Origin of the sequence: Pseudomonas flavocrustae (assembly GCF_029872515.1) — a bacterium.
Taxonomy (GTDB): domain Bacteria; phylum Pseudomonadota; class Gammaproteobacteria; order Pseudomonadales; family Pseudomonadaceae; genus Chryseomonas; species Chryseomonas aestiva.
Genome location: NZ_JAPDIQ010000001.1, coordinates 136571 through 160883 on the forward strand (window position 1 = coordinate 136571; position 24313 = coordinate 160883).

Annotated in this window: 23 protein-coding genes; 8 read left to right on the forward strand and 15 right to left on the reverse strand. The window is 68.3% G+C overall.

What is annotated here, in order from left to right; translation table 11 throughout:
• Window positions 1-65 precede the first annotated feature (65 nt).
• On the forward strand, window positions 66-503 hold the full coding sequence (locus tag OMP44_RS00660) for a DUF4345 family protein (RefSeq protein WP_133863180.1): 438 nt from the start codon (window positions 66-68) through the stop codon (window positions 501-503).
• An 18-nt stretch (window positions 504-521) separates the two neighbouring features.
• Here OMP44_RS00660 and OMP44_RS00665 read toward each other — a convergent pair whose 3' ends face one another.
• Window positions 522-1454, reverse strand: coding sequence for a LysR family transcriptional regulator (locus OMP44_RS00665; RefSeq protein WP_187980075.1), 933 nt, complete (start codon window positions 1452-1454; stop codon window positions 522-524).
• Window positions 1455-1574: 120 nt separating this feature from the next.
• On the opposite strand from OMP44_RS00665, the gene fpr reads away from it, so the two are divergent.
• Together fpr and OMP44_RS00675 are read left to right on the forward strand one after the other, a co-directional pair.
• Window positions 1575-2354: a ferredoxin-NADP reductase gene (gene fpr, locus OMP44_RS00670; RefSeq protein ID WP_187980074.1), complete on the forward strand. Its 780-nt coding sequence runs from the start codon at window positions 1575-1577 to the stop codon at window positions 2352-2354.
• A gap of 137 nt (window positions 2355-2491) precedes the next feature.
• Window positions 2492-3178: a dihydrofolate reductase family protein gene (locus tag OMP44_RS00675; RefSeq protein WP_208692260.1), complete on the forward strand. Its 687-nt coding sequence runs from the start codon at window positions 2492-2494 to the stop codon at window positions 3176-3178.
• Here OMP44_RS00675 and OMP44_RS00680 read toward each other — a convergent pair.
• The 6 genes from OMP44_RS00680 to OMP44_RS00705 form a co-directional block, all read right to left on the reverse strand.
• Window positions 3175-5412, reverse strand: a complete 2238-nt coding sequence (locus tag OMP44_RS00680; RefSeq protein WP_280305922.1) for a putative bifunctional diguanylate cyclase/phosphodiesterase — start codon at window positions 5410-5412, stop codon at window positions 3175-3177. The genes OMP44_RS00675 and OMP44_RS00680 overlap by 4 nt on opposite strands.
• Window positions 5413-5763: 351 nt before the next feature.
• Window positions 5764-7140, reverse strand: coding sequence for a nucleotide 5'-monophosphate nucleosidase PpnN (gene ppnN / locus OMP44_RS00685; RefSeq protein ID WP_280305924.1), 1377 nt, complete (start codon window positions 7138-7140; stop codon window positions 5764-5766).
• A 119-nt stretch (window positions 7141-7259) separates the two neighbouring features.
• Window positions 7260-7955, reverse strand: a complete 696-nt coding sequence (gene tsaA, locus OMP44_RS00690; RefSeq protein ID WP_280305926.1) for a tRNA (N6-threonylcarbamoyladenosine(37)-N6)-methyltransferase TrmO — start codon at window positions 7953-7955, stop codon at window positions 7260-7262.
• A gap of 31 nt (window positions 7956-7986) precedes the next feature.
• Entirely contained in the window at window positions 7987-8259 is a 273-nt protein-coding gene (locus OMP44_RS00695) for a hypothetical protein (protein WP_158896490.1), read from the reverse strand.
• A gap of 69 nt (window positions 8260-8328) precedes the next feature.
• The gene (locus tag OMP44_RS00700; protein ID WP_280305928.1) at window positions 8329-8955 is read right to left on the reverse strand and encodes a CatB-related O-acetyltransferase; all 627 of its coding nucleotides are present in this window, start codon (window positions 8953-8955) and stop codon (window positions 8329-8331) included.
• A 54-nt stretch (window positions 8956-9009) separates the two neighbouring features.
• Window positions 9010-9753 (reverse strand): haloacid dehalogenase type II, encoded by a 744-nt coding sequence (locus OMP44_RS00705; protein WP_280305930.1) that lies wholly within the window; start codon window positions 9751-9753, stop codon window positions 9010-9012.
• Between the two features lie 100 nt (window positions 9754-9853).
• Between OMP44_RS00705 and OMP44_RS00710 the strand changes: the two genes are divergently transcribed.
• Window positions 9854-10441, forward strand: coding sequence for an HAD family hydrolase (locus OMP44_RS00710; protein WP_133863171.1), 588 nt, complete (start codon window positions 9854-9856; stop codon window positions 10439-10441).
• Between the two features lie 92 nt (window positions 10442-10533).
• Entirely contained in the window at window positions 10534-12723 is a 2190-nt protein-coding gene (locus OMP44_RS00715; RefSeq protein WP_280305931.1) for a hybrid sensor histidine kinase/response regulator, read from the forward strand.
• A 2-nt stretch (window positions 12724-12725) separates the two neighbouring features.
• On the opposite strand, the gene OMP44_RS00720 is transcribed toward OMP44_RS00715, so the two are convergent.
• From OMP44_RS00720 to OMP44_RS00735, 4 genes are all read right to left on the reverse strand, one after another.
• Window positions 12726-13727, reverse strand: a complete 1002-nt coding sequence (locus OMP44_RS00720; RefSeq protein WP_187980066.1) for an alpha/beta hydrolase — start codon at window positions 13725-13727, stop codon at window positions 12726-12728.
• A gap of 19 nt (window positions 13728-13746) precedes the next feature.
• Window positions 13747-14607 carry a KPN_02809 family neutral zinc metallopeptidase gene (ypfJ, locus tag OMP44_RS00725; protein WP_133863168.1) on the reverse strand — a complete coding sequence of 287 codons (861 nt, stop codon included), beginning with the start codon at window positions 14605-14607 and terminating at the stop codon, window positions 13747-13749.
• A gap of 118 nt (window positions 14608-14725) precedes the next feature.
• Window positions 14726-15793, reverse strand: coding sequence for an NAD(P)-dependent alcohol dehydrogenase (locus OMP44_RS00730; RefSeq protein WP_133863167.1), 1068 nt, complete (start codon window positions 15791-15793; stop codon window positions 14726-14728).
• Between the two features lie 249 nt (window positions 15794-16042).
• On the reverse strand, window positions 16043-16975 hold the full coding sequence (locus OMP44_RS00735) for a LysR family transcriptional regulator (protein ID WP_280305935.1): 933 nt from the start codon (window positions 16973-16975) through the stop codon (window positions 16043-16045).
• 166 nt (window positions 16976-17141) lie between these two features.
• Between OMP44_RS00735 and OMP44_RS00740 the strand changes: the two genes are divergently transcribed.
• From OMP44_RS00740 to OMP44_RS00750, 3 genes are all read left to right on the forward strand, one after another.
• Complete coding sequence (locus tag OMP44_RS00740) at window positions 17142-18206, forward strand: SDR family oxidoreductase (RefSeq protein WP_280305936.1); 1065 nt, start codon at window positions 17142-17144, stop codon at window positions 18204-18206.
• A 100-nt stretch (window positions 18207-18306) separates the two neighbouring features.
• A complete protein-coding gene (locus OMP44_RS00745; protein ID WP_133863164.1) occupies window positions 18307-19077 on the forward strand; it encodes a sulfite exporter TauE/SafE family protein in 771 nt (256 codons plus the stop codon).
• A 212-nt stretch (window positions 19078-19289) separates the two neighbouring features.
• A complete protein-coding gene (locus OMP44_RS00750; RefSeq protein ID WP_187980064.1) occupies window positions 19290-20177 on the forward strand; it encodes an alpha/beta fold hydrolase in 888 nt (295 codons plus the stop codon).
• Window positions 20178-20398: 221 nt separating this feature from the next.
• Here OMP44_RS00750 and OMP44_RS00755 read toward each other — a convergent pair whose 3' ends face one another.
• The 4 genes from OMP44_RS00755 to OMP44_RS00770 all read right to left on the reverse strand — a co-directional run bounded on the left by OMP44_RS00755 (window position 20399) and on the right by OMP44_RS00770 (window position 24291).
• Complete coding sequence (locus tag OMP44_RS00755; protein ID WP_187980063.1) at window positions 20399-21370, reverse strand: D-2-hydroxyacid dehydrogenase family protein; 972 nt, start codon at window positions 21368-21370, stop codon at window positions 20399-20401.
• 145 nt (window positions 21371-21515) lie between these two features.
• Window positions 21516-22322 (reverse strand): ABC transporter ATP-binding protein, encoded by an 807-nt coding sequence (locus tag OMP44_RS00760; RefSeq protein ID WP_187980062.1) that lies wholly within the window; start codon window positions 22320-22322, stop codon window positions 21516-21518.
• Window positions 22304-23317, reverse strand: coding sequence for a FecCD family ABC transporter permease (locus OMP44_RS00765; RefSeq protein ID WP_187980061.1), 1014 nt, complete (start codon window positions 23315-23317; stop codon window positions 22304-22306). The genes OMP44_RS00760 and OMP44_RS00765 overlap by 19 nt, the downstream gene beginning before the upstream one ends.
• The gene (locus tag OMP44_RS00770; RefSeq protein ID WP_187981247.1) at window positions 23314-24291 is read right to left on the reverse strand and encodes a FecCD family ABC transporter permease; all 978 of its coding nucleotides are present in this window, start codon (window positions 24289-24291) and stop codon (window positions 23314-23316) included. Before OMP44_RS00770 ends, OMP44_RS00765 begins: the two co-directional genes overlap by 4 nt.
• Window positions 24292-24313: the final 22 nt, after the last annotated feature.

A 24313-nucleotide genomic window follows, 5' to 3' on the forward strand; every position in this document is an offset into this window, starting at 1 on the left:
CGCTCCCGGCGCTGGCTACACTGGAGCGGCTGTCATTCGTCTCTAGCCCCAAGGAGAAACGGGGAATGTCCGAGCTTCGCTTCGCACGTCTGGTGTTGGGTCTGCAGGCCCTGGTCTGGTTTGGCCTCGCCCTGGCGCATTGGTTCTATCCCTACGAGATGGCCAATGCCCGCGGCATGGTACTGATGGATTCGGCGTCGGTGGCCGAGGCGCGGGTCTGGTACGGCGGCATGCAATTCGCCCTGGCGCTGTTCGCCGTGCTGGCCTTTCGCCGAGCGGAATGGCTGTCGGCCGGCCTGCTGCTGGTGGCCTTCGTGCAGCTGACGCTGTTCGTGGTGCGGCTGATCAGCGGCGTACTGGGCGAGTCGGCCACCGCCGAGCTGGATCTCTATTCCCAGGGCTATCGCCTGGTGATCGGCATCCTGGCGCTGCTGGCGCTGCGCGCCCACCGTCGCCACGAGCAGCGGGAGCTGGAGAATCGCCGCCTCTACCAGGGCCAGTAGGCGGACCGGCGCCAGCCGCTAGCGTCCGGGGCGGGGCCGCGCGGTGTCGATCTGATCGCTGCGGCTCAGGCCCAGGGTCAGTTGGCGACAGAGGTCGAGAAATTCGACCATGGCCCCGGTCTGGTACTTCTGCTTGTGCCAGATGAAGCAGAACTGGCGACGCAGATCCAGGGTCGGCGTCGCGATGGGCACCAGGGTGCCGCGGGCGAAGGCATCGCGCAGCGCCAGCCGCGACAGGCAGCCGATGCCCAGCCCCGACTCCACCGCGCGCAGGATGGCCTCGGTGTGTTCCAGTTCCAGGCGCACATCCAATGGCTGGGCATGGTGCCGCATGGCCTGGTCGAAGGTCAGGCGGGTGCCGGAGCCCTGTTCGCGCAGGATCCAGGCCTGGGCTTCCAGCTCGGCCTGGGCGGCCTGTCTGCCTGCCAGGGCGTGTCCGGGCGCGCAGAACGCCACCAGTTCGTCCTCGATCCAGGGTTGCACCTCCAGATCCGGATGCTGGCAGTCGCCCTCGATCAGGCCGAGGTCGATGTCATGGTTGGCGATGCGCTGCACCACGCTGGCGGTGTTGTGCACGTGCAGCCGCACCCGGCAGTCGGGATGGCGCTGCATGAAGTCGCCCAGCAGCAGGGTGGCCAGGTAGTTGCCGATGGTAAGGGTCGCGCCGACCTCCAGGGAGCCGAAGCCGGTCTTGCCGCGCAGCAGATTTTCCACCTCGGCGCTGCGATCAAGCAGGGCCACTGCCTTGGGCAGCAACTGGCGGCCCAGGGCGTTGAGCGTCAAACGCTTGCCGGCGCGGTCGAACACCCGGCAGTCGAATTGCCGTTCCAGTTCGCCGAGGGCGGTACTGGTGGCCGACTGCGACAGACTGAGCGCCTCGGCCGCCCGGGAAACGCTTTCCTGGCGGGCCACGGCGACGAAGACCTCGAGTTGACGCAACGTAAATCTCATATCTGGCTTTTGGATAACCTATATTCGAATTATTCATTTCACGGATATTTTCCCCCTCTATAAACTGTCGCGCAATTTCTATCCAGCCCCGGGCTGTACCGATTTTTCCTGGAGTCATCGATGAGCAACCTGTACACCGAGCGCGTCCTGAGCGTTCATCACTGGAACGAAACCCTGTTCAGCTTCAAGACCACCCGCAATGCGGGCCTGCGTTTCGAGAACGGTCAGTTCGTGATGATCGGCCTGGAGACCGAAGGCGGTCGTCCGCTGATGCGTGCCTACAGCATCGCCAGCCCCAACTATGAAGAGCACCTGGAGTTCTTCAGCATCAAGGTACCGGACGGCCCCCTGACCTCGCGCCTGCAGCACCTCAAGGAAGGCGACAACCTGATGGTCAGCCGCAAGCCCACCGGCACCCTGATCCTCAGTGACTTGAAGCCCGCCAAGCACCTCTACCTGCTGAGCACCGGCACCGGCATGGCGCCCTTCCTGAGCACCATCCAGGATCCGGAGACCTACGAGCGCTTCGAGAAGGTGATCCTGGTCCACGGCGTGCGCTACGTGAACGAACTGGCCTACGCCGACTTCATCACCAAGACCCTGCCGGAGCACGAATTCATCGGCGACCTGGTCCGCGAGAAGCTGGTCTACTACCCCCTGGTCACCCGCGAAGAATTCCGCAACCAGGGTCGTCAGACCGACCTGATGCGCAGCGGCAAGCTGTTCGCGGACATCGGCCTGCCGCCGATCAATCCGCAGGACGACCGCGCCATGATCTGCGGCAGCCCGAGCATGCTGGACGAGACCAGCGCCGTGCTGAACGAATTCGGCCTGACCATCTCGCCGCGCATGGGCGATCCGGGCGACTACTTGATCGAGCGCGCCTTCGTCGAGAAGTAACGCGACCCGGCTCCCCGAAAACCCGCCCTCCGGCGGGTTTTTCGTTTCCGCGGCCCGGTGGGCTGAACTCCCCCGGCGCCGGACCGGTCGGTTGCTGCAAGGCGTGTCATGGCGACACGCCATTGCCGGGAGCCCCCATGAAGCCCTATGTGATCTGCCATATGATGTCGTCGGTCGACGGTCACGCCCTCACCGACGGCTGGGACCGCGCTGTCAAGAAACAGGCCGATGCCACCTACGAGCGCCTGGCCGAGCGCTTCGCCTTCGATGCCTGGGCCTGTGGCCGGGTGACCATGGAAGAGATCGCCCACGGCGAGGGTTATCCCACCGGCGTCGCCCAGGCGCCCATCCCGCGTACCCACCATTTCGCCCGGCGCGACGCCGCGAAGTACGCCATCGCCATCGATCCCCAGGGCAAGGTGGCCTGGAAGAAGAACGAGGCCCTGGATTCCCATGTGGTGGCAGTGCTCACCGAAGGGGTCAGCGACGACTACCTGACGCACCTGCAGAACATCGGCGCCTCCTATGTCTTCGGCGGCAAGGACGAACTGGATCTGAGCGCCGTGCTGGAGCTGCTGAACGCCGAACTGGGCATCGAGCGCCTGGTGGTGGAGGGCGGCCCCCACGTCAGCGGCTCCTTTGTCGCCGCCGGCCTGGTGGACGAGATCAGCGTGCTGATCATCCCGCTGGTGGACGGCCGCGGTGCCCATCCGGCCTCCTTCGAGATCGCCGAGCAGGCCTGGCAGCAGCCGCTTTACCTCAAACTGGACGCGGCCGAAGCCCAGGACGACGGCAGCGTCTGGCTGCGTTATCGCCGCGGCTAGCCGAGCGCCTTGGCCAGGGCCAGGGCGTCGGCATCCGCTTCCGCCTGGGCTTCTGCCTGGGCCTGCAACGGACAGACCCCGCTGGCATAGCGGGCGATCACCTCGGGCACCTGGGCCAGGGGCACCGGGTGGCTGATGTGGTAGCCCTGGATGAAGTCGCAGCCCAGGGCGCACAGCAGCCGTAGCTGCTCCAGGTGTTCGACGCCCTCGGCGGTGACCTTGAGCTTGAGCGGTCGGGCCATGCCGATGATGGCCTGGACGATCTGGTGATCGGCATTGCCCTCGGCCAGCCCGGTGACGAAGGAGCGATCGATCTTCACCGTGTCGATCGGCAGGCGCTTGAGATAGGCCAGCGAGGAGTAACCGGTGCCGAAGTCGTCGATGGACACCGTCACGCCCAGGTCGCGGATGCGCTGCAGCAATTCGGCGGTGGGCTGGACGTTCTTGACCAGGGCGTTCTCGGTGACCTCCAGCTCCAGCCGTCGCGGCGATAGCTGGTGGTCGTCCAGGCGCCAGGCGATCTGCCCGGGCAGGGCGTCGTTGCTCAGGCTGAGCGCCGAGCAATTCACCGCGATGCGCAGGTCCGCCAGGCCGGCGGCGCTCAGCTCGGCCAGGTCTTGGCAGGCGCGCTTGAGCACCCAGGCGTCCAGCTCCTCGATGAAGCCGTTGGCCTCGGCCACGCCGAGAAAGCAGTTGGGCGCCAGCATGCCCAGGCGCGGATGATCCCAGCGGATCAGGGCTTCGGCCTTGTCCAGCTGGCCGCTGGCGACGTCGAGGATCGGTTGGTAGTAGAGCTGCAGGCCGCGTTCCTCGACCAGCGCCTCGCGCAATTCGGCTTCCAGCTCCAGTTGCAGCGAGATCTTCTCGCGCAGGGTCTCGTCGAAGAAGCTGTAGGTGTTGCGGCCATTGCCCTTGGACAGATAGAGCGCGAGATCCGCGCTCTTGAGCAGTTCTTCGCAGCAGCCGCCGTCGCGGGGATAGAGGCTGATGCCGATGCTGGTGGTCATCACCAGGGTGCGGTTGCCGATGGTGACCGGATTGCGCAGCCGCTCCAGGATGCGCTGGGCCAGGTGGCGGGCCTCGTCGGGGCCGGCGAGGCTGGCGAGGATGCAGAATTCGTCGCCGCCGAAGCGGGCCACCAGATCGCCTTCGCGCACCGCGTCGCGAATGATCCTGGCCATGGCCACCAGCAGCTGGTCGCCAGCGTCGTGGCCGAGGCTGTCGTTGATGCGCTTGAAGTGATCGATGTCGAGAAACATCACCCCCAGGCTGCGCCCCTGCTGGGCGTGGCGTTCGAGGATCTCGGCGAAGGCCTGGTTGAAGGCGCGGCGATTGTGCAGGTCGGTGAGGGGATCGTAGTGCGCCGCCTGTTGCAGCGAGGCGCGGGCTTCGTCGAGCTGGCCGACCAGGGAATTGACCCGCTCCAGGTCGTTTTCCTTGCGCTGCAGCTGGCGATCCGCCCAGGCCGCGCCAAGGCCGCCGATCCCCAGGAGCAGGGCGATGATGGCGATGCCGACGCCGAGCTGCCAGGAATTGCTGGCGCCCTGCAGGGTGCTTTCGGTCTCGGCGGGGGCGATCAGCACCATGGACCACATGCCGGTGAAATGCATGGCGGCGATGGCCAGGCCCATCACCAGGGCGGTGGCAATGCGCAGCCAGCGATAGATGCCGGTGTAGTGGCGGCGAAAGATCTGGATCAGTTGCAGGGCGGCGAAGCTGGCCCCTACGGCGATGCCGATCGACAACAGGAAGGGTAGCGGGCGATAGAGCACCACCGCCTCGGTGTGTACCGCGGCCATGCCGGTGTAGTGCATGAGCACGATGCCCAGGCTCAGCACCGTGCCGGCCTTGAGCCGCTGACCCAGGGTGAGGTCGGGCTGACTGAGGGCGGGCATGGCCATGAGTCCGGCCAGCACCACGATCAGTAGCGAGGCCACGGTGATGAAGAGGTCGTAGTGCACCCGGGTGGGCACGTTGAAGGCCAGCATGGCGATGAAGTGCATGCCCCAGACGCCAAAGCCAAAGCTCAGGGCGCCCATCAGACTCCAGGCACGGCGCCGCGCCAGGGTACGGGTCTGGCCGATGCGCTCGGCGAACACCAGGGTGACGTAGCAGGCACTGACCGCGACGAGATAGGCGAGCGTCACCAGCCAGCCATCATGCTGGCCGTGCAGGTGCACCTGCTCCTGGGCAAGAGGGGCGACAAGGAAGTCGAGTCCCAGCCAATTGTTCATTCCGTGGCCTCGGCAGGAAGTCTGGCGCGGCTGGAGGAAGACGGCCCGGCGGGATCTCCGTCCGGGTAGGTTTCACCACGGCAACCTGCGCTCTGAGGTTAGCTTGCCTTGCCCTATCGGCGTGGTGAAGAGGGGCTTGAGGCCAGCGTCATGCAGTTAGCGCGCGAGGTGTTTTTGGAGCGGAAAAGTCACTTCGCCACCCAGAAGACGCAGGTCAGCGAAGCGCTCTGGATAGCTAGCTAGGGACTTTTTGATATCACCTGGCTAGCATAATGACCGTTCGTCGAACAGGGTGCTGACGAACGGTCATGGAAGCGGAAAACCGGCCAGAAAGAGTCGACGTGAAAGGATTCAGCTGACCACGCGGTAGCAGGGCTCGTAGGCCGCGCCACCCGGCAGCTTCATGCGGTGCTGCTCGACGAAGGCCTGCAACAGCCGATCCAGCGGACGCATGATGTCGGGATCGCCATGGATCTCGTAGGGCCCGCGCTCCTCGATCAGCTGGATGCCCTTGGCCTTGACGTTGCCGGCAACAATGCCGGAAAAGGCGCGGCGCAGGTTGGCGGCCAGCTCATGGGGCGGCACGGCATGGGTCAGCTGCAGCGCGGCCATGTTCGCGTGGGTGGGATCGAAGGGGCGCTGGAAGCTTTCCTCGATACGGAGCAGCCAGTTGAAGTGGAAGGCGTCGTGGCGCTCGCGACGGAATTGCTTGACCGCCTTGAGGCCCTGGGCCATCTGCCGGGCCACCTCGACCGGATCGTTGACCACGATCTGGTAGTGGCGCTGGGCGGCTTCGCCCAGGGTGGCGCCGATAAAGGCGTGCAGCTGCTCCAGGTAGGGCGCGGCGCTCTGCGGCCCGGTGAGCACCACCGGGAAGGGGATGTCCTGGTTGTCCGGGTGCATGAGGATGCCCAGCAGGTAGAGGAACTCCTCCGCTGTGCCGGCGCCGCCCGGGAAGATGATGATGCCGTGACCCGCGCGGACGAAGGCCTCCAGGCGCTTCTCGATGTCGGGCAGGATCACCAGTTCGTTGACGATGGGATTGGGCGCCTCGGCGGCGATGATGCCCGGCTCGGTAAGGCCCAGGTAGCGACCGCCCTGCAGGCGCTGCTTGGCGTGGGCGATGGTGGCGCCCTTCATCGGCCCCTTCATCACGCCCGGGCCGCAGCCGGTGCAGATGTCCAGGCTGCGCAGGCCGAGTTCGTGACCGACCTTCTTGGTGTACTTGTATTCCTCGGTGCTGATGGAGTGACCACCCCAGCACACCACCATCTTCGGCTCGACGCCCGCGCGCAGGGTGCGGGCGTTGCGCAGCAGGTGGAAGACGTAGTCGGTGATGCCTTCGGAGCTTTCCAGATCGATGCGCAGGCTGCTCTGTTCGCTCTCGGTGTAGACGATGTCGCGCAGGGCGCTGAACAGCATCTCGCGGGTGCTGGCGATCATCTCGCCGTCGACGAAGGCGTCGGCCGGGGCGTTGATCAGTTCCAGGCGTACGCCGCGGTCCTGCTGATGGATGCGGATCTCGAAGTCCTGGTAGGCCTCGAGGATGGTCTTGGCGTTGTCGCTGTGGGCGCCGGTGTTGAGGATGGCCAGGGCGCACTGGCGAAAGAGCTGGTAGAGGTTGCCCGAGCCGGCGGCGCTGAGCTGCTGGACCTCGCGCTGGGAAAGGGTCTCCAGGCTGCCCTTGGGGCTGACCTGAGCGTTGATGACCTGTCTGCTTGGAGCCATAGATGCTTCCCTATCGGTGATACGGCCGAACGGCGGCCGTAGCCGGGTGCGGATCGCCTCATGCGATCCGGCAATGTCATTGTTGGGGCCTTGGCCGCCGGAATGCAAACCGGGCGGCGTCAGGACGCCGCGGTCACATCCAGCACCCGGATCTGATGCGCGGTCGGATAGTGCCAGTGCACCTCCACATCCCAGAGGCGCACCCCGTAGCGGCGCTCGGGCGCCGGCATCTGGTAGGCCGGCCGGGGGTCCTGGGCCAGGCACTGCTCGATCAGCTCGGCCAGGGGCTCGCCCAGGCGCTGGCCGTGGGCCTCGGCCTGGACCCGCGCCGCATCCGCCCAGCCCACCGCCAGGGCTGGCGGCGGCGCCTCGGCGATGGCGTTGCGGGCGCCCGGCGGGCTGTCGGCGTAGGGGACATAGGGCTTGATGTCCAGCACCGGGGTGCCGTCGAGCAGATCGATCCCCGAGAGCAGCAGCCGCCCCGGTTCCAGGCCGTCGAGGCGGACTACCGACTGGCCGATGCCGTTGGGCCTGTGGGTGGCGCGGGTGGCGAAGACGCCCAGGTAGCGATTGCCCCCCAGGCGCGGTGGCCGCACCCGCAGGCGCGGCTGGCTTTCCAGCGCCTGGTGGAAGAGGAACAGCAGCCAGACATGGCTGACGCCTGCCAGGCCCTCCACCGCCTCGGGCCGGTCGAAGGGCGGCAGCAGTTCCAGCACGCCACGGGCGGCCGGGGCCAGCGCGGGTTGCCGGGGAATGGCGAATTTCTCCTTGAAGCAGGAGCGGACGTGGCCGATGGGGGTGACGCTGTACTGCATGGGGCGGGGCCGTCTGACGCAGGGCCGGTCATTATGCCCTGCCCGAAGCCTCCGCGACCGCCGCGGCCGACGCCTCGCCGGCGTTGCGGCGCACCCCACGCAGATTCATCGCCGCCAGGCCCAGCTGCAGCACGATCAGGGCATAGGCCTCGGCCTGCAGGCCCCAGGCGATCCACAGGCCGTTGCTCAGCAGGAAGACCCAGAAGCCGAGGTTGCGCCGGCCCTGGCGCTGGGAGGCCACCAGCCAGGCGGCGAGCAGGGTGATGGCCATGGCCGGCCATTGCAGCAGATCGAGCGCTTCCATGGAGAACCTTCAAAAGAATGACTAATGAAGGTGAGCCTTGGAAAGCGTTCCGAGTTCCGGGCGCCGGATTCAGGGCGCCGGGTGGCGCGCTCGGGCGTAGGCGATGAAGCCGTCGATATCGGCGCTGCACAGGTGTTCGCCGGCAGCCAGGATCTCGGCTTCGGGCCAGTCCCACCAGGCGATGTCGAGCAGCGCCTGGCAGGTGGCCTCGGCAAAGCGCCACTTGATGAAGCGCGCCGGATTGCCGCCCACCACCGCATAGGGCGGTACGTCGCGGGTGACCACGGCACCGGCGGCCACCACGGCGCCATGGCCGATGGTGACGCCGGAGAGGATCAGCGCATCGGTGCAGATCCAGCAATCGCTGCCGATCACCACGTCGCCGCGGGTGCCGCCGTAGTCCCTGATGTGGGCCAGATCGTCGACGAAGGCGGGGAAGGGATAGGTGGTCACCCAGTCCAGCCGGTGCAGGCCGCCGAGAAGGATGCGCACGCCCTCGGCGATGGAGGTGTAGCGACCCAGGCGCAGGGTAGCGCCTTCCTTGAGATCGAATACCTTTGGCGCACCATAGGTGCCGGCGCCGATCTCGTAGTCGGGCAACTCGCGGCGCAGGCGCGCCGTGCGCTGATGCAGGCGGGGCAGGGCGGCCAGGGCCTGGCGTTCACGTTTCTTGCGCAGCTTGTCGAGAAAACTCATGGCGATGCCCTGGCGAAAAGTATCCGGCAGGATACCGAAGCGCCCGGGCCGCGCTCAATCGTCGGGGTCAGGTTGATCGCCCGCGAGCACCGGTAGGCCCAGCTGGTCGGCGAGATCCTGGAGATCACTGGCTTCCAGATCCCAGCCGCCGCTGGACACCTCGCCACCGGCCGGGCCCTTTTCCCGGGGGCGCTGGATGAAGGCGGTGGCCAGCCCAAGCTCCTTGGCCGCCTGCAGGTCGCCGTTGTGGGCGGCGCAGAGCATCACCTGTTCCGGTTGCAGGTCGAGCAGGGCGCAGGCACCCAGGTAGACCTCAGCGGCCGGTTTGTAGCGCTGGAAGAGGTCGGCGCCAAACAGCATGTCCCAGGGCAGTCCGGCATGACGGGCCATGTCCAGCAGCAGGCTGACGTTGCCATTGGAGAGGGCGCAGACCGGATAGCCCTGGCGCAGCCGCGCGAGACCCGGCACGGCATCGGGCCAGGGGGTCAGCTGGTGCCAGAGGCGATTGATCCAGGCCACCTCGGCGGTGGTCAGGCCGACCAGCCCATGGCGTGGCAGCAATTCGTCCAGCGCCAGGCGATGGACCTCGTCGAGGGGCAGCCAGGGCAGGCTGCGCGCGGCGATCTGCGGCAGGATGGCCTCGTAGGCTTCGGCGCGCCAGGCATCGGCCAGCCGCTCCCAGTCGCCCCGGACGCCATGCTTGGCCGACAGCCCCTGCAGGCCCTCGACCAGGCTGCCGCGCCAGTCCACCACGGTGCCGAAGACATCGAAAAGTAGCGCCCGAACGGTCGTCGTCATGGGTAGACTCCTGCGGAAGGTTGTCTCCACCAGACGGAGCACGCATGACCGGGGTTCCCCCGGAGTGCCCGAAGGTCACCTCTCGCCAAAGGATCCCTGCATGACACTGCGTCACCTCAGCCACTGGGTGTTCGACCTGGACGGCACCCTGACCCTGGCGGTACACGACTTCGCCGCCATTCGCCGGCACCTGGGCATTCCCGAGCAGGCCGACATCCTCCACCACCTGGCCGAGCTGCCGGCCACCGAGCGCGAGGCCAAGCACGCCTGGCTGTTCGAGCACGAACGCGAACTGGCCGTCGCCGCCCGCCCGGCACCGGGTGCGGTGGCCCTGATCCGTCGCCTGCACGAAGAGGGTCGCCCGCTGGGCATCCTCACCCGCAATGCCCGCGACCTGGCGCTGCTGACCCTGGCCGCCATCGGCCTGGAGGACTGCTTCGATCCGCCAGCCGTGCTGGGGCGCGACGAGGCGGCGCCCAAGCCCGATCCGGGTGGCCTGCTGCGGCTGGCCGACCTCTGGCAGGTGGCGCCGGCCCGCCTGGTGATGGTCGGCGATCACCGCTACGACCTGGAGTGCGGACGGGCCGTGGGCTGCCACACCCTGCAGGTCAATCAGCCGGGCGATCCCTGGCCGGCGGCGCGTGACCAGCGCTTCGACACCTGCGCGGAGATCCTGGCGGCGCTCTGACGCTGGAAATCTGCCCGTTAGGCGTAAATAGTCTGTTGTTTGCCGGGTCGCTGGCTAAGATGCCGACTTCGGGTCCAGGTCGTGCCAGCCGTATGAGCCTCCACACGCTTTCGAGCGATCAGCCGTTCTCCGGCGATCTGCGCCAGTACGAGCGCCAGACGCTGGAAAGCCTTGCCACCGGGCTGCCCCTGACCCAGGTGCTGCACGCGCTGCTGCAGCGGGTGGAGGCCCTGGCCCAGGTCCGCCTGCATGCCTGCATTTTGTTGCTCAGCGAGGATGGTCGCTATCTGCAGGACGGCATCGCGCCGAGTCTGCCGGACGCCTACAGCCGCGATCTCGGTCGCCTGGAGATCGGCCCGCTGGCAGGCTCCTGTGGCACCGCCGCCTATCGCCGCGAAGCCGTCTATGTCGAGGACATCGCCTGCGATCCGCTATGGGCTGGCGCTCGCGACCTGGCGCTGCGCTATGGCCTGCGCGCCTGCTGGTCGATGCCGCTGCTGGCCCTGGATGGTCGGTTGCTGGGCACCTTCGCCAACTATTTCCTCGAGCCGCGACGCCCCCTGGCCGCCGAACGCGACGCCTTCCGCCTGGTCACCGAGACCGCCGCCCTGGCCATCGAGCGCCATCAGGCGGATCTGCTGCTGCGCGAGAGTGAAGACCACTATCGGCACCTGGTGGAACTCAATCCCCAATACACCTGGACCTGCGATCCCGGTGGTCGGCGCATGGTTTTCTCGCCGCGCTGGCAGCAGCTGACCGGCCAGCCGGTACTGGAAGCCGAGAGCTTCTGGGCGCTGCTGCATCCGGACGACCGCCGGCCGACCCGGCAGGCCTGGGACGCCGCGCGCAGCGCCGGTCAGGCCTACGACCGGGAGCACCGGGTACGGGTGGCGGACGGCAGCCACTGCTGGCTGCGCACCCGTGCCTATCCGCGGCGCGATGATGCGGGCGCCGTGATCCGCTGGTATGGCACCAGCGAAGACATCGATGACCGCCGCGAGGCCGAGGAAGCCCTGCGCCGCGAACGCGCCACCCTGGAGCTCCAGGTGCGGGCACGAACCGCCGAACTGGAGGAGCGCAATCGCCAACTGCGCGAAGAGATGCAGAATCGCGCCCAGGCCGAGGAGCTGCTGCGCCAGGCGCAGAAGATGGAAGCCGTGGGCCAGCTCACCGGCGGCATCGCCCATGACTTCAACAACCTGCTGGCCGGCATCCAGGCCAGCCTGGATCTCATGCGCCGCCGCCTGGCGCCGGAGGCGCTGAGCGGGGTCGGCGGTCTGCTCGATACCGCCACCCAGTCGGTGGGCCGGGGCGCCAGTCTGACCCATCGGTTGCTGGCCTTTTCCCGCCGCCAGACGCTCAATCCCCAGGCGGTGGATGTCACCCGGCTGATCGGCGATTTCCAGGAGTTGCTGCGGCACAGCCTGGGGCCGCAGATCCGCTGCCAGCTCGAACTGGACGCCGAACTCTGGCTGGTCGATGCCGATCCGCACCAGCTGGAAAATGCCCTGCTCAACCTGGCCATCAACAGCCGCGATGCCATGCCGGCGGGGGGCAACCTGACCATCCGCGCGCGCAACTGGGTGCAGCCCGACGCCGATCCGGCGCTGCCGGCGGGCGACTACCTGCTGATCGAGGTGGGCGACGATGGCGTGGGCATGACGCCAGCGGTGCTGGAACGGGTCTTCGAGCCCTTCTTCACCACCAAGCCGGTGGGCCAGGGCTCGGGCCTGGGGCTGTCCATGATCTATGGCTTCGTGCGCCAGTCCCGCGGCCAGGTCAGCGTGACCAGCGCGCCGGGGCAGGGCTGCCGGGTGAGGCTGCTGCTGCCGCGCCACCCGGCCCTGGCCGTCCAGACGTCCCTTGCCATGGCCAGCGCCCCGACCGCCCGTGCGCTGCCCGATGTGCGGGTGCTGCTGGTGGAAGACGATGCGGTCATTCGCCAGTTGCTGGTGCAGGTGTGCGTCGACCTCGGCTGGCGCTATCGCGACGCCGTCGATGCCGAAGCGGCGCTGGCGGCGCTGCGCGAAGGCGAGGGCTTCGACCTGCTGATCACCGATGTCGGATTGCCGGGGTTGAACGGCCGCTTGCTGGCCGGGGCGGCCCGTACCCTCAGACCCCACCTGCCGATTCTCTTCATCACCGGTTATGCGGCGGGCAACGAACCGCCCGTGCCCCTGGTCGGCGAGCGCATGGCGCTGCTGGGCAAACCCTTCACCCTGGAGGCCCTGGTCGCCCAGGTGCAGGAGCTGCTGGACGCGCCTGCGGCCCTGGAGCGCTGAGGCTAGTCGTCGGCGCCGAACAGCGCCCGGCGTCCGGCGGGCGAGGTGAAGATGGCGTCGCCGTTGTGGCCGACGCCGGGGACCTCGACCAGCCGCTGGCGCAGCCCCGGATGACGGCCTTGCAGGTAACGGTAGTAATTCAGCCCGCGGGCCAGGCGATAGGGACCCTGGGCCTCGGCGGCGCAGCCCTTGTCCAGCGCCGGATGGTTGGGATTGGTGTCCTCGGCGCCCAGCAGATAGGTGAGGTCGAGTCCCGCATAGTGCTGCTCCAGGCTCGCCGCCGGGCGTCCTTCGGCATAGGCCGGCAGGCCCTGCATGCCGTATTTCCAGGTGTCGAAATCCGGGCAGCTGGCGGCGTCGGCGAAGGGCCCGGGCTGGCCCTGGGCATCCGGACGGCGGGCATCGAAATAGGCATAGGACGACGGATTGGCCACCACGTATCTCAGGCGGATGCCGCGGGCGGCGAGGGCGCGCTCGCCCTGACCGAGCACGGCATAGCGCTGCACCACCTGGCCACCGCCGGAATGCCCGGCGATCACCACCTCCTGCAGATTGGGCAGCAACCGGCGCTCCGCCAGCCGTGCGAGCAGGGCGTCGAACACGGCGAAGCTGCTCAGCGGCTGCGGACCCAGGGCGGGTTCGCCACCCATCCAGGCATTGCCCTGCCAGCGCAGCAGGGTGTCCGGCAGCTGATGCCGCTGGACATCCGTTTCGTTGAGGAACTGTGGGGCGATCACCAGGGTGTCCGCCGCGGCGCCGGCCGCCGCCGTGGCCGTCTCGCCGGAACGGAAATAGGTCGCGGCATTGCGCAGACGGCCATGCACGATCACCAGGGCGCGGCGGATTTCCGGATGGGGCTGGCTCCAGTCCGCCGACAGCTGCAGGGTAGCCTGCGCCTGGCCGATCGGTAGCCGGTCGCTGACGATGCGGGCGACCCCCTCACGAGGCGCCGCCAGGGCGGAGCCCCAGGCCAGGGCCAGGCACAGCGCGAGCAGGCGACGCATCGAGGGCTCCCGGTAGAGGTCAGAGCGTCTTGGCGGCGAAGGTGTCGCAGCTCTCCACCTTGCCACTGTCGAAGCCCGCGCGGAACCACTTGACCCGTTGCGCGGAGCTGCCATGGGTGAAGGAATCCGGTACCACGCGGCCCTGGGACTGGCGTTGCAGGCGGTCGTCGCCAATGGCGTTGGCGGCGTTCAGCGCCTTCTCCAGGTCACCCGGCTCCAGCCAGTTCAGCCGCTTCTGGGCATCGTTGGCCCAGACCCCGGCATAGCAGTCGGCTTGCAATTCCAGGCGCACCGACAATCCGGTGGCACCCTCGGTGGGAATGCCGCGACGGCGCGCCGCTTCCATCTTGCTGGTGGTGCCGGTGAGGTTCTGCACATGGTGGCCGACCTCGTGGGCGATCACGTAGGCACGGGCGAAATCGCCATCGGCGCCGAAGCGCTGCTGCAGTTCCTGGAAGAAGGTGAGGTCCAGGTAGACCTTGCTGTCGACCGGGCAATAGAAGGGACCGCTGGCCGCGGTGGCGCCACCGCAACCGGACTGCACCTGGCCGTTGAACAGCACCAGCTTGGGCGGCTGATACTGCTCGCCATGGGCCTGGAAGATGCGCGTCCAGGTGTTTTCGGTCTCGCCCAGCACCACGCGGACGAAGTCCACCTGGCGATTGTCGGCCGGCGCGGTGGTCTCCTGCTGGCTCGGCGCGCTCTGGCCGCTGAGGCTGATCAGGTTGCCGAGGATCTGCGTCGGACTCTGGCCGCTGAGCAGGCCGAACACCACCACCAGGGCCACGCCACCCAGCCCGAGGCCGCCGCCGATCTTCATGCCGCGTCCACCGCTGGCCTGTTGCACGTTGTCGCTACGTTGTCCCTTGTCCCACTGCATGGCGGCCGCCTCGTGATTGTCGTCATCGCTAGGACCGCAGGGCACGCCAAAAATGCGTTACCGGAAATGACAACGCCCGCGACGGGCGCGGGCGTTGACTGCGGAGCGGAGCGCGGGATCAGGCCGCGGTCTGGCCCTGCTTGAGGCTTTGCATGTCGATCACGAAGCGGTACTTCACATCGCTCTTGAGCATGCGCTCATAGGCTTCGTTGATGTCCTGGATGGCGATCTGCTCGATATCCGAGACGATGCCGTGCTTGGCGCAGAAGTCCAGCATCTCCTGGGTCTCGCGGATGCCACCGATGAGCGAACCGGCCAGCTGGCGGCGCTTCATCACCAGGTTGAACACGCTGGGCGCCGGGTGCGGCTCGGCGGGTACGCCGACCAGGGTCATGGTGCCGTCCCACTTGAGCAGGGTGAGGAAGGCGTCCAGGTTGTGCGGCGCGGCCACGGTGTTGAGGATGAAGTCGAAGCTGTTCGCGTGGGCGGCCATCTCGTCTTCGTTCTTCGACACCACCACCTCGTCGGCGCCCAGGCGCAGGGCGTCGTCCTTCTTGTTGGCGCTGGTGGTGAAGAGCACCACGTGGGCACCCATGGCATGGGCGATCTTCACGCCCATGTGGCCCAGGCCACCCAGGCCGACGATGCCGACCTTCTTGCCCGGACCGACCTTCCAGTGGGCCAGCGGCGAATAGGTGGTGATGCCGGCGCACAGCAGCGGCGCCACGGCGGCCAGGTTCTCGGTGTGGCTCACCTTGAGCACGAACTTCTCGTTGACCACGATGTGGTCGGAGTAGCCGCCCTGGGTGTTCTCGCTGCCGCCGTAGAGGTTGCCGTTGTAGGTGCCGGTGAAGCCGTTCTCGCAATAGGATTCTTCGCCGGCATCACAGGGGGCGCAGTGCTGGCAGCTGTCGACCATGCAGCCGACGCCGACGCTGTCGCCGACCTTGAAGTTCTTCACGTGGGCACCGACCGCCGTCACCTTGCCGACGATCTCGTGGCCGGGCACGGAGGGGAAGAGGGTGTTGTTCCACTCGTTGCGTGCGGTGTGCAGGTCCGAATGGCAGACGCCGCAGAAGAGGATGTCGATCTGCACGTCGTGGGCGCCGGGTTCGCGCCGCTCGAAGGAGTAGGGCGCCAGGGGCTGGTCGGCGGACTGGGCAGCGTAGCCTTGGGCTTGGCTCATGAGATACCTCATCTAGGTGGTGGAACCGGGGGGTGGAACGTCGCGGCCAGGCGGACCTGGCCAGGTGACAAACCGCCGATCCTGCTGAGCCAGAGCCGACGGCGCCAATCGATCGTCTCGATAATCGTCATGCCGCCCATCGATGGAACTCATGGACGGGCGGTGGTGCGAGAGTTTACGACCGGGGTGCCCGCGCGGATGTTCCCGCTCCCGGCGCGGCAGCCGGGGCCGGTCGTCGCGCGGTCGTGGCTAGTGCGCAAGCTTTGGTGCCACGGTAGGCAGCAGGCGACTGGCCAGATGCTCCAGCAACAGCCGGACCCGCGGCAGGGTCTCGCGACTGCGCGGCCACACCAGGTTGATCGGCGAGCCCTCGACGCCGTGCTCGGGCAGCACGTCCACCAGGGCGCCGCTGGCCAGGTGCGTGGCGATCAGCCAGGTCGGCAACTGGGCGATGCCATGCCCGGCCAGGGCGGCCAGCACCTCGCCTTCGCCATCACCCACCACCAGGCGCGGCTGGAACACCCAGCGTTCGCTGTCGCCCGGCTGCTCGCCGCGCAACTGCCAGGGGCTGATCAGGCCGTCGGCCTGGCGAAAGCCGATGCACTGGTGATCGACCAGCTCCGCCGGGGTCCGGGGTCGGCCATGCTGGGCGAGATAGGCCGGAGCGGCGCAGAAGACCTGGCGCTGGGTGCCGAGGAACCGATGCCCCAGGCTGGCCGGCCAGGCGTCGGAGCCGCCGATGCGCACCAGGATGTCGATGCCCTCGTGGACCGGATCGACGAAGCGATCCGACAGCGACAGATCCGGTTGCAACAGCGGATAGCGATGCAGCAGCTCCAGGATCAGTGGCAGCACATGCAGGCGGCCATAGGAGGCGGGCAGGTCGATGCGCACCCGGCCATGGGGCTCGCCCTCCTGAGCGGTCAGCCCCAGCTCGGCCTGTTCCAGCTCGGCCAGCACCCCGGTGCAGGTGCGATAGAAACTGGCGCCGGCCTCGGTCAGGGTCAGGCGGCGGGTGGTGCGCTGGAACAGCCGCACGCCCAGGCGGCTTTCCAGGCGGGCCACGCTCTTGCCGATGGCCGAGCCGGTGAGATTGAGGCGCTCGCCGGCCGCGGTGAAGCTGCCGAGGTCGGCCACGGTGACGAAGACGTCGAGGCCCTTGAGGCGTTCGGAGGAATACAAGGCTGGCTCCCGATTGCGGAATCTGATTCCTGTTAAACAGGAATTTATACCCAGGATACGCCGTTAATTCTCCAATAGGCTGGAATCAACCCTGAGACAAGGCACTCCCTTATCTACAGCGCCTGCGACCGTCGCAGGCCGTCTCTCACCCCTATCTGGAGGTTTCATGCGCAAGGGCACCGCTCTCATCGTCGGCGTGACCGGCATTTCCGGCTACAACCTGGCCAACACCCTGGTCGCCTCAGGCTGGACCGTCTACGGTCTGGCACGCAAGCCGGTGGCGCAGGAAGGCGTCATCCCGGTCGCCGCCGACCTGCTCGACGCCGCGTCCACCCGCCAGGCCCTGGCCGGTCTGCCGATCAGCCATGTGTTCTTCTGCACCTGGACCCGGCGTGCCACCGAGAAGGAAAACGTCGAGGCCAATGGCGCCATGATGGACAACCTCTGCCAGGCCCTGGCCGGCGCGCCGCTGCAGCACCTGGCGCTGGTCACCGGTACCAAGCACTACCTGGGTTCCTTCGAGGAATACGGCAGTGGCAAGGCCGAGACGCCTTTCCGTGAAAGCGAACCGCGCCAGGCCGGCGCCAACTTCTACTACACCCTGGAAGACATCCTCTTCGCCGCCGCCGAGCGGCACGGCTTCGGCTGGAGCGTGCACCGCTCCCACAGCATGATCGGCCAGGCCAAGGGCACCAACGCCATGAACATGGGCCTGACCCTGGCGGTCTATGCCTCCCTGTGCAAGGCCACTGGCCAGCCCTTCGTCTTCCCCGGTTCCCGTACCCAGTGGGACGGCATCACCGACGTCACCGACGCCGGTCTGCTCGCCGAGCAGCTGGAATGGGCCGCCCTGGCGCCGGCCGCGCGCAACCAGGCGTTCAACACCGTCAACGGCGACGTCTTTCGCTGGCGCTGGCTGTGGGGCGAGATCGCCGCCTTCTTCGACCTGGAGCCGGCACCCTATCCCGAGCAGCCCATGCCGCTGGAAGCGCGGCTGAAGGACGTGGCGCCGGCGCAGTGGCGCAAGCTCGCCGAGGAGCACGACCTGGTGGAAGCCGACGTCGACAAGCTGGCCTCCTGGTGGCACAGCGACGCCGACCTGGGCCGCGAGATCGAGTGCCTCAACGACATGACCAAGAGTCGTGACCTGGGCTTCTTCGGCTATCGCGACACCCGGGCGAGCTTTCTCGACCTCTTCACCCGGCTGCGGGCCCAGCGCCTGATTCCCTGAGGCGCTCTAGATCGCCGGTTGCCGTGAACGCGGGCAGCCGGCGGTTTTCACCGGCTGTTTCCGGGGCGCAGAATGAGCTTTCTGTCGCAGGATGCGCCCCATGCTCGAAACCCTCGCTGCCCTGATTCCCGCCTTCAGCCCCATCGACTGGCTGTTCATCGAAGCCATCGTGGTCCTGGCCTATCTGATCTTTGGCGTCGCCGGCTTTGGCAGCGCCCTGGTCGCCGGTCCCTTGCTCACCAGCTGGATGCCCCTGTCGCGCATCGTGCCCTTGCTGGTGATGCTGGATTTCCTCGCCTCCTTCCACAACTGGCTGCCGGATCGCCGCGCCATCGCCGGCCGCGAACTCGGACGGCTGCTGCCGATGCTGCTGCTCGGCGCGGCCCTGGGCACCTACCTGCTGATGCGCACCGATGCCCGGCTGCTGATGCTCTGGCTGGGCCTCTTCGTGGTCGTCTATTCCACCTACAGCCTGCTCACCCCCAAAGGCTTTCGCCAACTGGCGCCGGCCTGGTCGATCCCGGCGGGCGGGGTCGGGGGCCTCTGTGGCGCCCTGTTCGGCAGCGGCGGCTTTCTCTATGCGCTCTATCTCAACGGTCGCTTGGAAGACAAGAACGCCATCCGCGGCACCCAGAGTTTTCTCATCGGCTGCAGCGCCTCCATCCGCATCGTCCTGCTGCTGATCGCCGGCGCCTACAGCGACGGCCGCCTGCTGCTCCTCGCGGTCTGCCTGCTGCCCGCCATGCTGCTCGGTGGCTGGATCGGTCGCCACCTGCAACGGCGCCTGTCCCGCGAACGCTTCACCCGCCTGGTGACCTGGCTGGTGCTGGTCTCCGGCGTGACCCTGATCGGGCGGTATCTGGCGGGGTAGCGGACCTGTCATGGTCATGTCGATCGCGGCCATGGGCCGCTCCTACGGAGTCACCCTTCGCTGTAGGAGCGGCCCATGGCCGCGATGCTCTCAGACGCCGTAGCCCGGTAGGGTGGAAAACCGCGCAGCGTTTTCCACGCGAAGTGGCCACCTTGGGAACTCCCAGGCCCACCCACCTCTCCGCTCTACAACACCCTTTGCGGAGAACTCTGATGCTCATCTCCATCCAGGCCGGCGTCTTGGACGTGGCCTATCAGGTCCAGGGACCGGACGGCGGCGCGCCGGTCCTGCTGCTACATGGCTTTCCCTACGACATCCACGCCTACGCCGAGGTGACCGATGAACTGGCCGCCGCTGGCTGCCGGGTCTATGTGCCCTATTTGCGCGGCTACGGCGCCACTCGCTACCTGAGCGCCGATACCCCGCGCTCCGGCCAGCAGGCGGCCCTGGCCCATGACGTCCTGGCGCTGCTCGATGCCCTGGGCCTGGAGCGGGCGACCCTGGCCGGTTACGACTGGGGTGGCCGCGCCGCCGGCATCGTCGCCGCCCTCTGGCCCGAACGGGTCGCGGGGCTGGTGCTGGGCGACGGCTATCCGATCCAGGACATCGCCGCCGCGGCGACCCAGCCGGCCGAGCCGGCGGCGGAGCTGCGCTATTGGTACCAGTACTATTTCCACGGTGAACGAGGGCGCGCCGGCCTGGCGGAACATCGCCGCGACTTCTGTCGACTGCTCTGGTCGCTGTGGTCACCCAGCTGGCGCTTCAGCGACGCCACCTATGCGCTTACCGCCGCGGCCTTCGACAATCCCGATTTCGTCGACACCGTGATCCACTCCTATCGCCACCGCTACGGCCTGGCCCCGGATGCTCCGGCCTATGCCGAGACCGAGCGCCGGCTCGCCGCGCAGCCACCCATCCCCGTGCCCACCACGGTATTGGCGGGCGCCGACGATGGGGTCACCAAGGTGCAGGGTGAAGCCAGGGTGGCGCAGCACTTCAGCGGACCCTTCCGCTACGAGGTGCTACCCGGCTGCGGCCACAACATCCCCCAGGAAGCCCCCGCCGCCTTCGCCGCCGCGGTAAGGGAGCGGTTGTCGTAGGTTGGGTTGAGACGGCTTCATCGTCGAAACCCAACAGCGCTCAAGCCTGGACAATGGTGGGCTTCGCTGCGCTCAACCCAACCTGCGAGGTGTACACCGCTTTTCCCCCTCTCTTTCTGGGAGAGGGCTGGGGTGAGGGTGCAGTTGTCAGGCCTCGCTGCGCCCAACAGAGCGCTGCGTAGAGTGGATAACGGCGCAGCCTTATCCACGCGCCCCCAAGCCTACCGCCCCAACACCTCCGGATTGGCCAGTCCCGTCGGTTCGCCGGCGAAGAAGCCCACCAGGTTGGCGAAGGCCTCGCCGAAATAGAGTTCGTAGCTGTGCTTTTCCACGTACCCCAGGTGCGGGGTGCAGAGCACCTGGGGATGGGCGAGCAGGGGATCGTCCGGCGCCACCGGCTCCTGCTCGAAGACATCCAGCGCCGCCTGGCCGGGATGACCCTGTTCCAGCGCCGTGAGCAGGGCGCCGGGTTCGATCAGGCCGGCGCGGGCGGTGTTGACCAGCAGGGCGCTCTTCTTCATCCGCGCCAGGTCTTCGGCCCGCACGCAGCCGCGGCTGCGCTCGCTGTATCTCAGATGCAGGCTGATGACATCGGCCTCGGCGAAGAAAGACGCCTGGCTGGTCGCCGCGCGATGGCCGTCGGCTTCGGCGCGGGCGCGCGAGGCCTCGCTGCCCCAGACCAGCACCGGCATGCCGAAGGCCTGCCCGTAGCGCGCCAGGCGCTGGCCGATCTTGCCGTAGCCCCAGATGCCGAGGAGCTGCCCGTCCAGCCGTTCGCCCAGGTTGACCTGCCAGCGCCCGGCATAGAGGGCGTCGATGGCCGGCTTGAGCTTGCGCCGGGCCATGAGGATCAGCGTCCAGGTCAGCTCGGCGGTGGAGACCGGCGAACCACTGCCTTCGCAGACGGCTATTCCCCGGTGGGTGCAGGCGGCCACATCGAGGTGGGCGGTGGCCTTGCCGGTCTGGCTGATCAATTTGAGGCGTGGCAGATGCGCCAGCAGCTCGGCGTCGATACGGGTGCGCTCGCGGGTCAGCACCAGGGCATCGGCATCGCGGAAGCGCTCCACCAGCACCTTGGGATCACGCTCGGCGTCGTGATAGAGCGTCACCTGATGCCCGGCGCGCTGGAGCAGGGGGTAGCAATCCAGGGTTTCGACGACGTGCTGGTAGTCGTCCGGGATGACGATATGCATGGCGGGCTCCGTTGTTGTTCTGGATCGCCAGTGGAGCACCTGCGGGGTCGTCCGACAAGATGGGGTGCAACGGTGGACGAGGCGGCGCCCTTGTCCACCCTAGCGGTAGCCTGGAAAACCGCGCAGCGTTTTCCGGGGCCTGCGGCTAATAGGGAATCACCAGCGGCGTGCCCGCCAGGGGATTCTCGATCACCGCGCACCTGAGGCCGTACAGCGCCTCGATCAGCTCGGGGGTGATGATCTCCGCGGGTGGCCCTTCGGCGAGGATGCGGCCGGCGCGCAGGGCGATGATGTGGTCGGCGTAGCGACAGGCCTGGTTGAGGTCGTGCAGTACCGCCACCAGGGTGCGGCCACCCTCCCGATTGAGCCGGCAGAGCAGCTCCATCAGCTCCACCTGGTGGGCGATGTCGAGAAAGGTGGTGGGCTCGTCGAGCAGCAGCAGCGGGGTCTCCTGGGCCAGCGCCAGGGCGATCCACACCCGCTGGCGCTGGCCGCCGGAAAGGCTGTCCACCGCGCGCTCGGCCAGTGCCAGGGTATTGGTAGCTTCCAGGGCGTGCTGCACCGCGCGCTCGTCGGCCTCCGTCCAGCCGGCGAAGGCCTGGCGATGGGGATGGCGCCCGCGGGCCACCAGGTCGCTGACCAGGATGTCGTCCGGCGCCACCGCGCTCTGCGGCAGCAGGCCGATACGGCGGGCCACCTCGCGGGTCGGCAGGTCCTGGATCAGCCGGCCGTCCAGGCGCACCTCGCCGGCGCTGGGGCGGATCAGCCGCGCCAGGCTGCGCAGCAGGGTCGACTTGCCGCAGCCGTTGGGGCCGATGATGACGGTGAAGCGGCCATCGGGCAGGCGCACATCGAGGTCGGCGCAGATCGGCTGGCCGCCGTAGCCCACGGTGAGGCGGTGGGCGGCGAGGCGACTGGAGGGGGCGTCTTGGCTCATGGGGTCCGCCGCCATTCGCGGCTCAGCAGGAAGATCAGATAGAGGCCGCCCAGGGCGCCGGTCAGCAGCCCGACCGGAATCTGGAAGGGCGCCAGCAGCCGCTGGGCCAGCAGGTCGGCCAGGGCGGTGAGGCAGGCGCCGAGCAGGGCGGGGGCGAGGATGCCGAGATCGGCGCTGCGGGTCAGGCGGCGGGCCAGCTGGGGCGCCGCCAGGGCGACGAAGCCGATGGGGCCGGCGGTGGCGATGGCCAGGGCGGCCAGGGCCACGGCGACCGCCAGCAGCAGATTCTGGCTGGGCAGCACGGCCAGGCCCAGGGCGCGGGCCAGGTCGTCGCCCAGCTCCAGCAGGCGCAGCCGCCGCGCCAGCCAGGCGGCCAGCGGCAGGAGCAGCAGGCAGCCGGCGAGCAGGGTCAGGGTGCGACTCCAGGTCAGCATGTCGAGGCTGCCGAACAGCCAGAGCCGGGCCTCCTGGGCTTCATCCAGCTCGGCGCGGGTCAGCAGGTATTCGTTGAGCGAGGCGAGCAGGGCGCTGACGGCGATGCCCAGCAGGATCATCCGCTCGCCACGGATACCCGCCAGAGCCGCCAGGCCGGCGACCAGTGCCGCGGCCAGCAGCCCGCCGCTGAGGGCGCCCAGCATCAGCGCCGCGCCGCCCAGTTGCAGCCAGAGCAGGGTGATCAGCGCACCGCTGGCCGATCCGACGGTGAAGCCCACCAGATCCGGACTGGCCAGGGGATTGCGCGCCAGCCGCTGGAAGATGGCGCCACTGGCACCCAGGGCCGCGCCGACGCCAAAGGCCGCCAGCAGTCGCGGCAGGCGCAGCTCCAGCAGGATCAGACTGGCCAGGGCGTCGCCCCGACCGAGCAGGGTGGCCGCCACCCGGTGCGGCGCCGGAGCGAAGGCACCGCCGCTGAGGGTCAGGGCACAGATGCCGATGGCCGCCAGCAGGAGCAGCAACAGGCAGGCCTTGAAGCGCGCCGAGCGGCGGGGGGCGAAGCGATGACGACTCAAGGGCGCACCCGCCGGGCGGAACGGATGATCAGCGCGAGGAGCACCGGGGTGCCGAGTAGGGCGCAGACGATTCCGGCCTCCAGTTCACCTGGCAGGGCCACGCGGCGGCCCAGGGTGTCGGCCAGCAACAGCAGATTGGCCCCGGCCAGGGGCGCCAGGGCCAGAATCCAGCGCCAGTCGGCGCCCACCAGCAGGCGCAGGGCGTGGGGCACCACCAGGCCGAGAAAGCCGATGGGTCCGGCCACCGCGGTGGCGGCGCCGCACAGCAGCACGATGGCGACGAAAGCCAGCAGCCGCAGTTGCCCGGGGCGGGCGCCCAGGGCGCGACCGAGGTCGTCGCCCAGGGCCAGGGCGTTGAGGCGGCTGCCCAGGGGCAGACCCAGCAGCAGGCCGATCAGCAGCAACGGCAGGATGCCGAGGGCGCCGCCCGGCGTCTGGCCGCTCAGGGCGCCCACCGCCCAGAAGCGGTAGCTGTCGAACACCGCGCTATCGAACAGGGTAATGATGCCGGTGCAGGCGTTGAGGCTGGCGCTGAGGGCGATACCGGCCAGGATCAGTCGCAGCGGCTGGCCACGGGCCGGGGCGCTGCCACCGAGCAGATAGACCAGGCCGGCGGCCAGGGCCGCCCCCAGCAGGGCACAGGCCAGGCGCGTCGGGGCGTCGTCAAGCCCTGCCAGCGACAACCCGGCCACCACGGCGAAGGCCGCCCCGGCATTGATGCCCAGCAGTCCGGGGTCGGCCAGGGGATTGCGCGTCAACGCCTGCATCAGGGCGCCGGCCAGGCCGAGGGCCGCGCCCACCAGCAGCCCGAGCAGGGTACGCGGCAGACGCAGCTCCCAGAGCACCACGGCCTCGGTGGAGTCATCGGGCGCAACCAGCAGGTGCAGGATCTGCGCCGCCGACAGCGACCGTGCGCCTATGCCCAGACTCGCCACCACCGCCAGCGCCAGGACGCTCAGCAGCAGGACCAGCACCAGGCCACCGCGGGCGGCGGAT

What these genes read in the sequence shown, in the direction of transcription:
- OMP44_RS00660 (WP_133863180.1), top strand. Translation starts at nt 66, where the DNA reads ATGTCCGAGCTTCGCTTCGCACGTCTGGTGTTGGGTCTGCAGGCCCTG.
- OMP44_RS00665 (WP_187980075.1), bottom strand. Translation starts at nt 1,454, where the DNA reads ATGAGATTTACGTTGCGTCAACTCGAGGTCTTCGTCGCCGTGGCCCGC.
- fpr (WP_187980074.1), top strand. Translation starts at nt 1,575, where the DNA reads ATGAGCAACCTGTACACCGAGCGCGTCCTGAGCGTTCATCACTGGAAC.
- OMP44_RS00675 (WP_208692260.1), top strand. Translation starts at nt 2,492, where the DNA reads ATGAAGCCCTATGTGATCTGCCATATGATGTCGTCGGTCGACGGTCAC.
- OMP44_RS00680 (WP_280305922.1), bottom strand. Translation starts at nt 5,412, where the DNA reads ATGAACAATTGGCTGGGACTCGACTTCCTTGTCGCCCCTCTTGCCCAG.
- ppnN (WP_280305924.1), bottom strand. Translation starts at nt 7,140, where the DNA reads ATGGCTCCAAGCAGACAGGTCATCAACGCTCAGGTCAGCCCCAAGGGC.
- tsaA (WP_280305926.1), bottom strand. Translation starts at nt 7,955, where the DNA reads ATGCAGTACAGCGTCACCCCCATCGGCCACGTCCGCTCCTGCTTCAAG.
- OMP44_RS00695 (WP_158896490.1), bottom strand. Translation starts at nt 8,259, where the DNA reads ATGGAAGCGCTCGATCTGCTGCAATGGCCGGCCATGGCCATCACCCTG.
- OMP44_RS00700 (WP_280305928.1), bottom strand. Translation starts at nt 8,955, where the DNA reads ATGAGTTTTCTCGACAAGCTGCGCAAGAAACGTGAACGCCAGGCCCTG.
- OMP44_RS00705 (WP_280305930.1), bottom strand. Translation starts at nt 9,753, where the DNA reads ATGACGACGACCGTTCGGGCGCTACTTTTCGATGTCTTCGGCACCGTG.
- OMP44_RS00710 (WP_133863171.1), top strand. Translation starts at nt 9,854, where the DNA reads ATGACACTGCGTCACCTCAGCCACTGGGTGTTCGACCTGGACGGCACC.
- OMP44_RS00715 (WP_280305931.1), top strand. Translation starts at nt 10,534, where the DNA reads ATGAGCCTCCACACGCTTTCGAGCGATCAGCCGTTCTCCGGCGATCTG.
- OMP44_RS00720 (WP_187980066.1), bottom strand. Translation starts at nt 13,727, where the DNA reads ATGCGTCGCCTGCTCGCGCTGTGCCTGGCCCTGGCCTGGGGCTCCGCC.
- ypfJ (WP_133863168.1), bottom strand. Translation starts at nt 14,607, where the DNA reads ATGCAGTGGGACAAGGGACAACGTAGCGACAACGTGCAACAGGCCAGC.
- OMP44_RS00730 (WP_133863167.1), bottom strand. Translation starts at nt 15,793, where the DNA reads ATGAGCCAAGCCCAAGGCTACGCTGCCCAGTCCGCCGACCAGCCCCTG.
- OMP44_RS00740 (WP_280305936.1), top strand. Translation starts at nt 17,142, where the DNA reads ATGCGCAAGGGCACCGCTCTCATCGTCGGCGTGACCGGCATTTCCGGC.
- OMP44_RS00745 (WP_133863164.1), top strand. Translation starts at nt 18,307, where the DNA reads ATGCTCGAAACCCTCGCTGCCCTGATTCCCGCCTTCAGCCCCATCGAC.
- OMP44_RS00750 (WP_187980064.1), top strand. Translation starts at nt 19,290, where the DNA reads ATGCTCATCTCCATCCAGGCCGGCGTCTTGGACGTGGCCTATCAGGTC.
- OMP44_RS00755 (WP_187980063.1), bottom strand. Translation starts at nt 21,370, where the DNA reads ATGCATATCGTCATCCCGGACGACTACCAGCACGTCGTCGAAACCCTG.
- OMP44_RS00760 (WP_187980062.1), bottom strand. Translation starts at nt 22,322, where the DNA reads ATGGCGGCGGACCCCATGAGCCAAGACGCCCCCTCCAGTCGCCTCGCC.